The sequence below is a fragment of the Colwellia marinimaniae genome (assembly GCF_002207865.1).
Classification (GTDB): Bacteria; Pseudomonadota; Gammaproteobacteria; order Enterobacterales; family Alteromonadaceae; genus Colwellia; species Colwellia marinimaniae.
The window spans coordinates 56,842-70,804 of the sequence record NZ_BDQM01000007.1; the positions used below are offsets into that span (position 1 = coordinate 56,842).

At 40.4% G+C, this 13,963-nt stretch carries 9 protein-coding genes; 4 read left to right on the forward strand and 5 right to left on the reverse strand.

Annotated elements, in window-relative coordinates:
• Nucleotides 1-87: 87 nt before the first annotated feature.
• From MTCD1_RS06205 to MTCD1_RS06215, 3 genes are read right to left on the reverse strand one after another with little or no spacing between them, the layout of a single operon-like run.
• Entirely contained in the window at nt 88-2,559 is a 2,472-nt protein-coding gene (locus MTCD1_RS06205; protein ID WP_057179813.1) for a putative bifunctional diguanylate cyclase/phosphodiesterase, read from the reverse strand.
• A 13-nt stretch (nt 2,560-2,572) separates the two neighbouring features.
• Nucleotides 2,573-3,865 (reverse strand): hypothetical protein, encoded by a 1,293-nt coding sequence (locus MTCD1_RS06210; RefSeq protein ID WP_057179812.1) that lies wholly within the window; start codon nt 3,863-3,865, stop codon nt 2,573-2,575.
• The gene (locus MTCD1_RS06215; protein ID WP_197410247.1) at nt 3,843-4,298 is read right to left on the reverse strand and encodes a type 2 periplasmic-binding domain-containing protein; all 456 of its coding nucleotides are present in this window, start codon (nt 4,296-4,298) and stop codon (nt 3,843-3,845) included. Before MTCD1_RS06215 ends, MTCD1_RS06210 begins: the two co-directional genes overlap by 23 nt.
• A gap of 324 nt (nt 4,299-4,622) precedes the next feature.
• Here MTCD1_RS06215 and aroQ point away from each other — a divergent pair, with 324 nt between their 5' ends.
• The 4 genes from aroQ to MTCD1_RS06235 all read left to right on the forward strand — a co-directional run bounded on the left by aroQ (nt 4,623) and on the right by MTCD1_RS06235 (nt 7,446).
• Nucleotides 4,623-5,084 carry a type II 3-dehydroquinate dehydratase gene (gene aroQ / locus MTCD1_RS06220; protein WP_057179811.1) on the forward strand — a complete coding sequence of 154 codons (462 nt, stop codon included), beginning with the start codon at nt 4,623-4,625 and terminating at the stop codon, nt 5,082-5,084.
• 91 nt (nt 5,085-5,175) lie between these two features.
• On the forward strand, nt 5,176-5,613 hold the full coding sequence (accB, locus tag MTCD1_RS06225; protein WP_057179810.1) for an acetyl-CoA carboxylase biotin carboxyl carrier protein: 438 nt from the start codon (nt 5,176-5,178) through the stop codon (nt 5,611-5,613).
• 32 nt (nt 5,614-5,645) lie between these two features.
• Nucleotides 5,646-6,992 carry an acetyl-CoA carboxylase biotin carboxylase subunit gene (gene accC / locus MTCD1_RS06230; RefSeq protein ID WP_057179809.1) on the forward strand — a complete coding sequence of 449 codons (1,347 nt, stop codon included), beginning with the start codon at nt 5,646-5,648 and terminating at the stop codon, nt 6,990-6,992.
• A 298-nt stretch (nt 6,993-7,290) separates the two neighbouring features.
• A complete protein-coding gene (locus MTCD1_RS06235; protein ID WP_082606413.1) occupies nt 7,291-7,446 on the forward strand; it encodes an oxidoreductase-like domain-containing protein in 156 nt (51 codons plus the stop codon).
• A gap of 98 nt (nt 7,447-7,544) precedes the next feature.
• Here MTCD1_RS06235 and MTCD1_RS06240 read toward each other — a convergent pair whose 3' ends face one another.
• Both MTCD1_RS06240 and MTCD1_RS06245 read right to left on the reverse strand, forming a co-directional pair.
• Nucleotides 7,545-10,649, reverse strand: a complete 3,105-nt coding sequence (locus MTCD1_RS06240) for an efflux RND transporter permease subunit (protein WP_057179808.1) — start codon at nt 10,647-10,649, stop codon at nt 7,545-7,547.
• Nucleotides 10,642-13,935 carry an efflux RND transporter permease subunit gene (locus MTCD1_RS06245; RefSeq protein WP_057179807.1) on the reverse strand — a complete coding sequence of 1,098 codons (3,294 nt, stop codon included), beginning with the start codon at nt 13,933-13,935 and terminating at the stop codon, nt 10,642-10,644. The genes MTCD1_RS06240 and MTCD1_RS06245 overlap by 8 nt, the downstream gene beginning before the upstream one ends.
• Nucleotides 13,936-13,963: the final 28 nt, after the last annotated feature.

A 13,963-nucleotide genomic window follows, 5' to 3' on the forward strand; every position in this document is an offset into this window, starting at 1 on the left:
AACGGTTGAATAGTCAATTTATCAGTGAAATCTGTTCAGTCTATCTTGCTTAGATTGACTGAACAGTAGCCAAACAGATTAATTGTCTTAGGCTGACTTACCTTCAGTTACGTCCATAGTAACTTCTTTAGGAACTTTCCAGTAACCTGCTGTGGTGTGTTTATCTAACACGGCGAACAATTCTGCTTCAGGTATTGGCTTAGAGAAATAGTAACCTTGAATAATATCGCAATCATTTTCAGTCAAACTACGTAATTGCGCTTTAGTTTCAACTCCTTCCGCCACCACGATTAAGCCTAGGTTTTTTACCATAGCAATAGTTGAGGTGATAATTTGAAAATCAGAATGATTTTCCAGCATGCCAAAAATAAAGCTTTTATCTATTTTTATAACATCCACCGGCATTTTCTTTAAATAGGCTAGTGATGAATAACCCGTACCAAAGTCATCAATAGCAAAACTAAAGCCAATCCTTTTTAACGACTGCATCATGGCGATGGTGTGATCCATATCTTTTACTAAGGTTTGTTCGGTTAACTCTAATTCAAAATCCTGCGCGCGAAGAGAAAATTCTAGTAATAATTCTGTTAAGAAGTGCGGTAAATTACTATCAATAAACTGGCCAGCAGATAAGTTAATGGCTATTCGTGAATTAGTTAAACCATATTTTTTAATGGCTACCGCTAACTCGAAACATCGACGGATAATCCAATAACCGAGCTCAATCATGTGCTGTGAGTTTTCTAGAATGGGGATAAAGTCTTCCGGGGAGATCATACCGCGTTCAGGGTGCTGCCAGCGTAAAAGTGCCTCAAAACCATATAGCCTTTTCGTTTTAGCACAGATTTGTGGCTGTAAACTTAAACTAAATTGTTGCTTGGCTAGCGCCTGTCTTACTTCACCTTCGAGCATAACTCGATGGGCAACACGTTGAAACATTTCGGGATGGTAAACATGATATTGTCCACCACCATTATCTTTTGCTTCATACATGGCAATATCAGCATGACTGATCAAGTCATCAGACTTCTCAATAGCCGACTCGGTATAAGCGATGCCGATACTGGTAGAGACATAGAATACATTTGAACCCAATTTAATCGGCTCTTTAAACTGTAACAGTACCTTTTCAGCGACTTCAATAGCCTCGCCAATATTTTCAAGATGGCTGAGTACGATTACAAATTCATCGCCACCAAAACGAGTGGCTAAATCTATATCGCCAACACAAACGCGCACACGTTCTGCTGCTTGGATCAGTAGTTTATCGCCGATATTATGACCATTACTATCATTAACCTTTTTAAAGTCATCTAAATCAAGAAACAGTACCGCGACACCACTTTTATGGCGAGCAATATTGGCAAGTGATTTACGTAGCTGATAGTTCAGCATATTTCTATTGGGCAAGCCAGTAAGTAGGTCATACATGGCGATATTTTCTAACTCTTTGGTCTTTTGCTCGACCACTAAGTTAAGCTGCTCTAGTTCATAACTAAGTTCTTGTGATGCATGCGCTAACACATCCAACTCATCAGCAAAAATGCGCGGCCTTTTTAGATCAACTTGTCGAAATTCATCAAACTTTTTTTGCGCCAACAAAGGCAGTGCATTAGAGAGTAACAATAATCGTTTGGTAAACGGACTAGAGATATAATAAACAAAGGCGGCTAACAAGATAAAAATAATACTTAAAGAGACAATAAAACGCAGTTGATAAGCATCATTCTTAGCCTTAAAAGCCGATACATCATCAATTAAGACTAAATAAAACCCCTGTTTTCCCTGATTGGCCAACTCAAGTAAATTAAGTAAATAGCTATTATTACCAATATTAAGTTGCAGGCCCTGTGCAAGGATAGTATCTAACGTTGAGTCAGACTGATGCAATGTTAACAAGGACTCCGTTAGTCTCATATTCGAGGCTGAAATAATTTTTGCACTGGCAATATTAATGACATTATTATCTTGCTTTACGATACGAATAACTGCTACGTCCCTAGCTAAAGTGGTCTTTAGCGCAAACAGCATATCAACTAATGAAGTGCTCATAGTGACAACAACCATATTTCCTAGCTTATTAAGCAAGGGTAAACTCAACAGTAATTGGCAGTTTTGTGGGCAATAAATCCTATGATTGGGCTCTTGTAGCCTGAACACTTGGGCAATATTTTCCTGTACAGCTTGAGGGAAGTCGTTGGTTGAAAACAAAATATTTTGATGATCATCCACTAGCCAAATATCTTCTACATTGAGGTGTAATTGCAAAGCGTCATATTGTTTTTCAAGCTGTTTGGTTAGAGAAGAGAAGTCATCTTGCTCAGATAATTCGATCAAATCAGTGAATGTTTCTAACCAGACCGTTATTTTAGTACGCAAGATATTATTGTGTAAGTTGACTTGCAGTTGCCCTTGCACAGTATTATTTTGCTGAAATTCTCGATAATCTTGCTGCAAACGCCAATAGGACAGCGAGGAGAAACCTACAGCTAAAAAGAGTAAGGTTGATACAATCAGTATCAATAGTTTGGTTGGCACACTAACAAATTTTTTATTCATGGTAATACTACTGCTAGAACCAATACATCAATTGTACGGCCCACATTTGCCAATCTTCAGTATTATTAATGATGGCATTAGGCACGACCACAGGCGTTAGCCTGCCCGCACCTTTTACCCAATGATACTCCATACGCATGCTAAAATTACTGGTAATGTCGTAATTAACACCTAGGGTGATATCTTTATGAAAAGCAAAATAATATGGAATATCTCCGCCGGTTATCTGTTGTAATTTTTTACCGTCTTTATCCTCTTTATTTAGGTAGAAATCTTCATATCGAGCTAACAAGGTTAATTGTTGCGTTAACTTATAGCGTGATTGTAAATAAAAGCCCTGACCAATATTATCTAGTTGAAAATCTGGGGAATAAAAGCCATCTATGGTAAATCGTTGCTGATATATTTCACCACTAAACTCCCATTTTTCGCCTGCATAAATGGCGTTCATGGTATAAAATTGAAAGGTAAAATCACTATCAAAGAAAACATCTCCGCTACCAACACCACCTTGGTCATAGGTAAAGCTAGCATCAAGTAATGATAAGCCAAAGCGCCATGAAGAAAATGCCGGTTGCCAATAGATACTTGCTTGCGCATCATAATCTTGCTCAGCAGTCCCTTGAGCATACTCACTCAATATATTCTTAGTTTGTTCATCTGAAATAGGTGAGGAACCATAGCTTAATTGCCAATCAAAATTACCATATTCATCGGTACTGTGACTTAATTTCGCCGCGATACCATCACTACCCACAGCGATATCTCTAAAACCATCAAAATAAACAGATTGTGGTAGGATAATACTGGGTCTAGCAAAGGGAATATCTCGAGAGCTGGAATAAAGCCAATGATTATTTTTAAATCGGCCAAAATATACGTTAGCCTGCCAAGATTCATTAGTATACGCGGACCAATCTAACAGCGCATAATCTACTCGGGCACCTTGTGAATAACGATTGCCACCATCTAAATAAACCACCTGAGCGGCCAAGCGAAACTTATTTGTTAATTGATAGGAAGCATTGAGACCAATTTCGGTTAGCTCTGCCGATAGTCCACCGTCATCATTAACAAAATCACTACCGTTTACGTCAATAAGGCCTTGTGAAATAAAACCATGTAGTTGAAAGTCTTGCGAGTTAGCATAACTTGTACCCTCTTCTGCTTGTGCGCTAGTCACCACACAAGCGGCTAACAAAAAAGTGCACAAGTATGTTCGAGCAAGCAAACTTCGATCTCCAGACAAATTATTAACCCTGCTAGATACTTCGACAGCAGCATTAGTCTTTAATTTTGACAACATTTAATACTCCTTTACCGCTAACCTTTTGCCCATCATCCATATTAAGTGGCTGTTGACTGCTAGAGTCATTAAAGCTTTGACTTAATTTTATTAACGTTGCCTCACCTATATAACCAATAGCGCCTGGGGTGTTGCTGACGGCTTGGATAAGTTCTTGTTCAGACTTTACCACCGTCGGTGCCACGCCTAAACCTGAATAAGTCAATTTATGCCAGATACGATTCAGTTGATAGGGGAATATTTGCAAACGCTCTTTAGCAAAACGTTGGTGGAGTGCATGCTGACTAGGTAAAACAAATACCGTGATCGCTTGATTATCACTCCAGCGTAACTGACGCATAGTGTAAATACGCCGTAACTGTGATTTAGTTAAGCTACGTTCAGTAACTTGTGGGTGAGTGACTACTTCAATAGCTGCAACTTGTGGGGTCACAAGGCACGCTAGCATAAGTACAATAGCCAGAAAATAGTGTTTAATAAGGAAGCCCTACAATAAAGCTGAACAAATGTAAAAATACTTTTAAAATCAATACAGTAATAACTATAACTAGGTAATGATAGCCCAAATCAGTAATAAATCAAACACCTGTAGCTACATAAAGAGGTTTGACCAGTACTTTGCAGCTATATTCTTCGAAAACACAGTGATTATCGCCAATAACAAAAAAACAGTGGAAAATTAACCTTTTTAGTTCACAGCACCGTTATTTTGTGTAATTATTAGCCCTAATGATTTTTAATGGTGTTTTAACAGAAGATGAGCACAAAGTTTACAGTTTTAGTGTTAAATGGCCCAAATTTGAATATGCTGGGTAAACGCGAGCCTAGCATCTACGGTACACAAAGCTTAGCTGACATTATTGCTGAGTTGAGCCAACAAGCTACTGAAAAACATATTGAGTTAAAACATTTACAAAGCAATGCTGAGCATGAATTAATCGATGCGATTCACCAAGGCTTTCAGCAGGTAGATTTTATCATCATTAATCCGGCTGCATATACTCATACTAGTGTCGCCCTTCGAGATGCTTTGCTTGCTGTGGCCATACCTTTTATAGAGGTGCATTTATCAAATGTGCATGCGCGTGAAGCTTTTAGAAAACACTCATATTTGTCTGATATTGCCCTAGGTGTTATTTGCGGTTTTGGTGCGCAAGGTTATAGCTTCGCCCTAGAAGCGGCAAGCACCTACCTAAACAAAGCAGCAAACGACAAATAACCATCAATTACAAACCGTAACAGTTAATGACCAAACATTAACCTATATTAAAAAAATATTAATTTTAGTAACCCTAATTTAAGGTGTCCCAATGGATATTCGTAAAATAAAAAAACTTATCGAACTGGTTGAAGAGTCCGGTATCAACGAGCTAGAGATCTCTGAAGGTGAAGAATCCGTACGCATTTGCCGTGGCGTTGTTGCAGTGGCCCCAGTAATGCAAGCGGCTCCTTTAGCTGCTCCGGTTGCCCCAGTTGCAGTGGTTCCTGCTGAAGTAGCAGCTCCAGCACCTACTGGTCATATCGTTCGTTCTCCTATGGTTGGTACTTACTATGCTTCCGCTTCACCTGATGCACCCGCATTTGCTGAAGTCGGTAAACATGTAAATGCTGGCGATACTTTATGTATTGTTGAAGCAATGAAAATGATGAACCAAATTGAAGCGGACAAGTCTGGCGTTATTAAAGAAATTTTAGCGCAAAATGAAGACGCCATTGAATTTGACCAACCGCTATTCATCATTGAATAAGCCCGTATATATTCAGAGATAAGGGTTATTCCATGTTAGATAAAGTTGTTATCGCCAATCGTGGCGAAATTGCCTTAAGAATATTGCGCGCCTGTAAAGAGCTTGGTATCAAAACCGTGGCTGTTCATTCAACTGCTGATAAAGACCTTAAACACGTTTTGTTAGCGGATGAAACCATTTGTATTGGTAAAGCACCCGCACCTGATAGCTACCTTAATATTCCGGCAATCATTACCGCAGCAGAAGTAACCAATGCAGTTGCTATTCATCCTGGTTATGGTTTTTTAGCAGAAAATGCTGATTTTGCTGAACAAGTTGAAAACTCTGGTTTTATCTTTATCGGTCCAACGGCAGAAAGCATCCGTATTATGGGTGATAAAGTTGCGGCAATAAAATCGATGAAAGGTGCGGGAGTGCCTTGTGTACCTGGCTCTGATGGTCCATTGACTGAAGATAATGCGCAAAATAAGGCTCATGCCAAACGCATCGGTTACCCGGTAATCATTAAAGCGGCTGGTGGTGGTGGTGGTCGTGGCATGCGCGTAGTGCGTAGTGAAGGAGAATTGGTCGAGGCTATTGCCTTAACCAAAAAAGAAGCGGGTACTATTTTCAAAAATGATATGGTTTACATGGAAAAATTCCTTGAAAATCCACGTCATATTGAAATTCAAATCCTTGCTGATGGCCAAGGCAGCGCAATTCACTTAGGTGAGCGTGATTGTTCAATGCAACGACGTCACCAAAAAGTAGTTGAAGAAGCACCTGCACCAGGTATTACCCCTGAAATGCGCGCCAAAATTGGTGAGCGTTGTTGTAATGCTTGTCTTGAGATTAACTATCGCGGTGCTGGTACGTTTGAATTCTTATATGAAAATGGTGAATTCTACTTCATTGAAATGAATACCCGTATTCAGGTTGAGCATCCAGTAACAGAAATGATCACGGGTGTTGACTTGATCAAAGAGCAACTACGTATTGCCGCTGGTCAACCGTTATCATATACCCAAGACGATATTAAAATTTCAGGTCACTCAATTGAATGTCGTATAAATGCTGAAGATCCTCGTACTTTTATTCCGTCACCGGGTAAGATTACCCGTTTCCACCCACCAGGTGGTTTAGGTGTACGTTGGGATTCTCATATTTATGCTGGTTATTCTGTACCGCCACATTATGACTCTATGATTGGTAAACTAATCACTTGGGGTGATAACCGTGATGTTGCTATTGCGCGTATGCGTAATGCCTTAGCCGAATTAGTGATTGACGGTATTAAAACTAACATTACTTTGCATCAAGATATTTTAAATGATCAAGGTTTTGTTAATGGTGGTGCTAACATTCATTACTTAGAACAGAAGTTAGCTGAACTTGACTAGTTTTTATTAGAAAACACTATTGCTCACTCCTAGACCTGCTGTCTCCGTGAGCTAGTGCACATCTGGTACATATCGAAAATGTGCGTCCTGCATTTTCTGAATACCGTACATCCTGTACATATCGAAAATGTGGGTCCTGCATTTTCTGAATACCGTACATCCTGTACATATCGAAAATGTGCGTCCTGCATTTTCTGAATACCGTACATCCTGTACATATTAAAAGCTCTGCAAATGCAGAGCTTTTTTGTTATTCTAGCGCGGTAAATATTTCACTTATTTTGAGTTAACAACGCTTATGTCCAATTCCCATGAAAAACCCCTAGCGCCGGCCGACGATGATTGTTGTGGTGGTGGTGCCTGTAACCCTTGTGTATGGGATGGTTATTACCTTGAATTACAAACATGGCGCATAGAAGAAGCAAAACGCAGGGAACAAGCCAAGACTGAGTAAAACTCAAAATAAGCCATATTAAAATTAATAAAAAAGCCAGTAAAGCTAAGCTTTACTGGCCTTTTACTATTCATTATTAGCATATTTTCAATGATTGATTACACCTTGGCAATACGCTTAGCAAAGGTATTTGCCTTATTAAAGCCTATGCTTGAGTTCCAAGCGAGTTTACTAAACATCAAGTAACACCAAGGCACAAGATACAAACTAGTCACTGTAGAGAATGTTAAGCCACCAATAATGGCCACAGCCAACGGTGCGTAAGATGGGCCATCACCGCCGAGTTGTGTTGAGCCTAGCGCAAGTGGCACCATGCCTAATACGGTTGTCGCCACAGTCATTAACACCGGTCGAAGTCGAGTAATGCATATATCGGCGATCACGGCTTCCAATTGCTCAATATTTGGTGACATCTGATTTATTTGATCAATTAAGACAATGCCATTATTGACCACTATGCCCATCAGGATCAAAATGCCAATCATGCCCATCACCGACATACTGGTACCCGTAAGCAGGAAAAACCAAAAGACACCGACAATGGAGTATAAAATAGAGCTAATAATAGCTGCGGGTAATAATAACGACTCAAATAAAGCCGCCATCACTATATAAATCATGGCTAAAGCCAACAACATATTCACCAACATAATATTTTGCTCTTGTTGTTGGCGATTAAAACCACGTCCCAATTTCCAGGTGTACCCTGGGGGTAAGTCAAAACTAGCCATGGCTTGTTCAATACGTTCTTTGGCTTGCTCCATGGTTATATCATTCATGTTTGCCCCTATGGTCAAGGCGGTTTGTCTTTCTTCACGATAAATTGCCGCTAGCCTTGGCTGAACCGTAAATTTAGCAACACTTTCTAGGGTAATATTTTGGCCATCAATTTTTGTAATCGGCAATTTTTTCAATTGATTTAACGAGTACTTAAGTTTTTCATCATAAAGTAAGCGAATATTTACTTCACCATTAGGATCATGACGGAAGCTGCGTAGTTCAACTCCCCGTAACGCCGTGCCGACAATTTGTGCAACTTGTCGAGAATCAAGCCCCAATTGGTTCGCTTTAAAGCGATCTATTACCACCACCATTTCTTTTTGATGCTGAGATACATCACTTTTTACATCGGTTAAGCCGTCAACATGGGCAAGTATCGGCACGATTTGCTCAGAGAGCGTCATTAACATTTCTGTTGAGGCGCCCAACAAGGTGACACTAACACCACCACTTTTAGCACTCTGCCAACCAAAGTCAGGTTTAGCAGCATAAAATGCCGGCATATTTTTTCGAATGCGTTCTTTTAATTCATTCATGGAAATATCGCGACTTTCTTTGAGTAACAAGGTAGAAGAGGCCCGTTCACCACTGTAATAACTGTAAACAGAATCAATATAGAATTCCTCTTGATGTTCATACAAATAGGCTTCCATACGATTCACCATGGCTTCTACATGCTCAAGTGGAAATTGACCTTCAACGTGATAACGCATAAATAAGCGGGTTCCGTCTTGATTGTCATTATTATCTGAGGTAATCACTCCCATAGGAATCGCCGAACTTGCTAAAATCAACAAGGCGCAAAAGCCGGTAATTTTGGGGTGAGCTAATACCCAGGAAAGGCTTTTTTTATAGCGCATACTGCCATTATTAACCGTTGAATTTTTCTCACTATGGTTCGATTTTCTGCTTGAGCTAGCAACAAGATTTTCCAGTGGAATTTTAGATAATAATAAGGGCAGCAAGGTTTTAGCAATCAATAACGAGGCCGCTAAGGAAATACAGATAGCAATAGCGACATGCTCTAAGAAAACGGTAATTTGTACCTTTTCGCCAATGATATTTGGCAGAAATACTATCATGGTCGTTAATGTGCCTGTCATGACGGCCAAGGAGACTTTATCAACACCGCGCAATATATTGCGAATTTTTTCTTGCTGAGTCGTTGCCGGATTATTCCGGTGTTCGGCAGCAATTGACTCCGTCACCACTACCGAGTTATCAACCAACATACCGACCGCTAATAATAGTCCCATCATTGACAGAATATTCAGTGAGTAGCCTAAAAAGTACATAACCGCTAAGGTGATACAAATAGAAAAGGGTACTGATGCCACCACCAGAATAGTTGCGGTAGTGTTGCGCAGAAAAAGAAATAACACCATAAAGGATAGTACCGCACCAATGGCGCCAGCCATTAATAAGGCCGACAATGAATCGGTCACCCCTTTTGCCTGATCCTCCATCATAAAAATATTGATACCACTAAACTGCGAACTTTGCGATATTTCATCAACCGCGCTAACAACTCGGCCAGCAACATCGACCAGGTTAGCACTGGATTCTTTAAAAATATTGACGCCAATAGCGTAACTTCTGTCTAAATGTCGACCGTCGATTCTTTCTGGTTGCTCAAATAACACCTGCGCAATATCGCCAAGATAAACGTTATCTTTAACCACTAGGCCTCGTATATCATTTAGTTGAGTAAACTCTCCTTTAGGACTAATGCGAATAGTATTCGTTGCTGACCTTAATGAGCCAGCATTGATGGTAAAGTTATGGGCCTGTAGCATTTTTGTTAGTTGCAAAACATCAATGTTATGACTTGCCATGCGCTCGCTCATTAAGCGGATAGATATTTGTCGCTGGTCTACGCCATAAAGCTCAACTTTTGAAACGCCAGGCAGGCGCTCCAGTGGTTTTTTCAAATAATTATTGAGCAGCTGAAAGCTGTTTTTCAGTTCACGTTCACTGGAAATACGCAGCGTTAAAATAGGCATATCCGCAGTTGAAAACTGATAGACAAAGACACGTTGTAAATCTTCCGGTAATAAATGACGAATAGCATCAATTTTCTCACGCGCTTCTATCGCTTTGCCCGTTAAACTAGTTTCCCATGCAACTTCAATACTTATTTCTGCGCCATGCTCTGTTGAGCGCGAACTAAGTCGCTTTATGCCACCCATAGTTGCCAGTGCTTCTTCTAGGGGTTTAGTCACTAAGCGCTCGACTTCTGCAGGGCTTGATGCTTGATACGGTGCACTTATCATCATTTCAGGGATGTCGATACCCGGCCATTTTTCCAAGGGCAGTAACTGTGTTGCCGCTATACCCATCATTAACATGGTTAGACAAAGCATCAAGGTGGTTACTGGTTTTTTAAGCGCCAGCGCAGTTAAGTTAAAGCTACTATTAGACATTGTGTGGCTCCGGTAATGCGCTTATGCCAGGCTCGTTATTCTCTTCAACACATAAACCGTCAACGGTCAGCGAAGCAATTTTTTTATGATCAAACAAATGATAAAGCACAGGTAAAACGATTAAGGTTAATAGCGTTGAGCAAAGTAGACCGCTGATTACTGTTATCGCCATAGGCGTTCTGAGCTCGGCCCCTTCGCCCACCCCGAATGCCATAGGAAGCAAGGCCAGTGCTGTGGTAAGTGTCGTCATTATAATAGGACGTAATCGAGACTGAGCAGCCTGCGTTATAGCCATAGCTTTATCTAAACCTTGGGCCCGTAATTGGTTAATTCTATCAAGTAAAACAATGGCATTATTCACCACAATACCCGCCAACATAATCAAACCAATAAAGACGATGACACTGATATTACAGCCAAATAGATATAAGCCATAAATAGAGCCAACACCGGCTAACGGTACGCTGAACAAGATTAATAAGGGTTGTAATAATGACTCAAACTTAGAAGCCATCACCAGGTAAACTAAAAATACCGCCAAGGTTAATGCCATCAGCATGGAGTTAAATGACTGTTGCATTTCTTCGCTTTGTCCGCCAAAAGTCGCTACTACGCTTAACGGCAGTTTTAATTGCTGGATTAATTCATTGGCCTTAGCTAAGGCACTATTTTGATCGCCCATCGCTATATTGGCACTAATAATCGCAACACGCTGTTGGTTAATGCGGTTAATTTGCGCTGGACCAACGGTTTCAACAATAGTACTGATACTGTCAAGTGTGATAGGAAAGTCACTATTGGGGTTAACCACAAGCTCCCTTAAATCGGTAATAGAATCACGTTGTTTGGCATCGCTGCGTACTAATATATCTATCTTGCGATCAAGTAAGGTATATTTGCTGGCAATATTCCCGCCGATGTTCACCGCGACAAGTCGCGCTATATCGGGTGCATTCAAGCCTAACTGAGCAATTTTTTGCTGATTAAAATGTATGGCTAATTCTGGTTGCCCTTTACGTTGGCTATTGGCAACATCAACAAACTGTGCATCTTGGTGCATCAATGTTGTTAATTTATTACTGTAGCTGGTTAGCAAGTTAAGATCATAACTGGCCAATTCTATGCTGATTGGTTTACTAAAAGTAAACAATTCCGGTTGGTTTAATTGGGTAGTAGCGCCAACAATTTTTTCACTATACTGACGAATATCCGCCATCACTTGTCGTTCATCTTGACTATCATGCAGCATTATTTGCAACCTAGCCTGATGCTCACCCCCTTTATCCGCATTACTGGTCATTAAACTGCCTCGACCCGTTAATGAATAGGTACTTTTAATGCGTTTATCTTGCTGTAACTTTTCAGCGATTTTATTTATGGTGCTGTCTGTTACTGCCAGTGGTGTACCCGGAGCAAGCTCAAGTTCAAGATAAAACTCTCCTTGCGCCAACGGCGGTAATAATTCCACCCCTATTTTAGGTAAGATGAAGAAAGCTGAACCCGCAAAGACTAGGCTGATCAGTAAGGTACTAACACCATGTTTTAACGCTAGTGCTAACGATTTTTGATAAAATTCGGCTAACCGCTCAAAGACAAAATTAAATCCGGCGCTAAGTGGCTTCATGATAAAGGCAGCGACTTTATTAATCCCATGAAAAACCACCAGCACAATACGGGTAATAAGCATAGGCAAGAAAATAAAAATAACTTTAACGGGTAAAACTAAGATAAAGGTTATTTTTTTAGTCCAAACCAGCGCTTTAAAACTAATTTTTACCGCATCACTATCGTCTTTTTCTTGCTCTACTGCTGGCGACATCTGTCTTGAAGCCAACATTGGTATCAAGGTTAACGCCACAACTAATGAAGCAATGAGGGCAAAAGCGACTGTCATGGCTTGATCGGCAAAGAGCTGTCCGGCGACACCTTCGACAAAAATTAACGGCACAAAAACCGCCAACGTAGTGAGTGTTGAGGCAATAATAGCGCCACTCACTTCTTTAGTGCCTTTTCGAGCAGCTTCAACAACATTCAAGCCCTGCTCTTTATAGCGGGCAATATTTTCCAACACCACGATGGCATTATCGACCAGTAACCCCATTGCTAAGGCAATGCCACCAAGGGACATGATATTAAGACTGATATCGTTAGCATACATCATGTTAAATGTGGCAATAACCGACACCGGTATTGATAAAGAAATAATAAGGGTTGGGATAATCGAGCGCAAGAAAAGGTATAGGATGAACATTGCCAATAAACCACCAATGATCGCCGCTGATTTCACCTCGCTAATGGCATTACTAATAAAGGTTGATTGATCATAGACCACGGTTAATTGATAGCGCTCCCCCAATAACTTATTAATGGCATCGAGCTTATTATTGATTAAGTTTGCCACTTGCACCGTATTAGCATCACCTTCTTTATATATGGCTAATTCAACCGCCTCAACAGCGTTAATACGGGTTATATCGGTGCGTTCTTTGTAACCATCAACAATGGTAGCAATATCACTTAGGGTGATTATTTTCTCATTTTCGCGATAAACCACCAGATCGCCAATTTGACTGATATGAGTAAACTGATTCAGCGTACGCACTAGGTATTGAGTATTACCCTCAATTAACTTACCGGCGGAAATGTTGATATTTTCGGCATGAATTCGATTAATGATATCTTGGCTACTTAAATTAAGCTGTGCCAATTTGTGTTGATCAATAACAACTTGATATTCTTGTTCAAGACCACCACCTAATTTTACCGATGCCACACCGAGCAGTGATTCTAATTGGCGCTTCACCTCATATTCAGCAAACGTTCGGAGCTCGGTTAAGCCAGCCACCGAATTATCTGAAGTTTGTAAACCCAAACGGATAATGGGATCTAAAGACGGGTTAAACTTCAAAATAAGTGGCTTTTGTACATCAAGGGGTAAACGAATAAGATCAAGCTTTTCCCTCACTTCTAAGCTGGTGATATCCATAGCAACATCCCAGTCAAACTCAAGTAACACATCTGACTGCCCCGCTTTAGATACCGAGCTTATTTTCCTTAATCCCTTTACCACACCAACCGCTTCTTCAATGGGTTTAGTAATTAATTGCTCAATTTCAGCAGGGGCGGCTCCTATATAGTTAGTGCGCACAGTCAAGGTAGGATAAGACAGTTCAGGTAACAGGTTAACCGCCAGCCGAGATAAGCCCACTAAACCAAAAAGCATGACGGCAAAAGTAAACATCCAGATAGTAACCGGACGTTTTATCGCCACATCAACAATACTCATGATAAAGCTCCAATGGTATTTACACTAC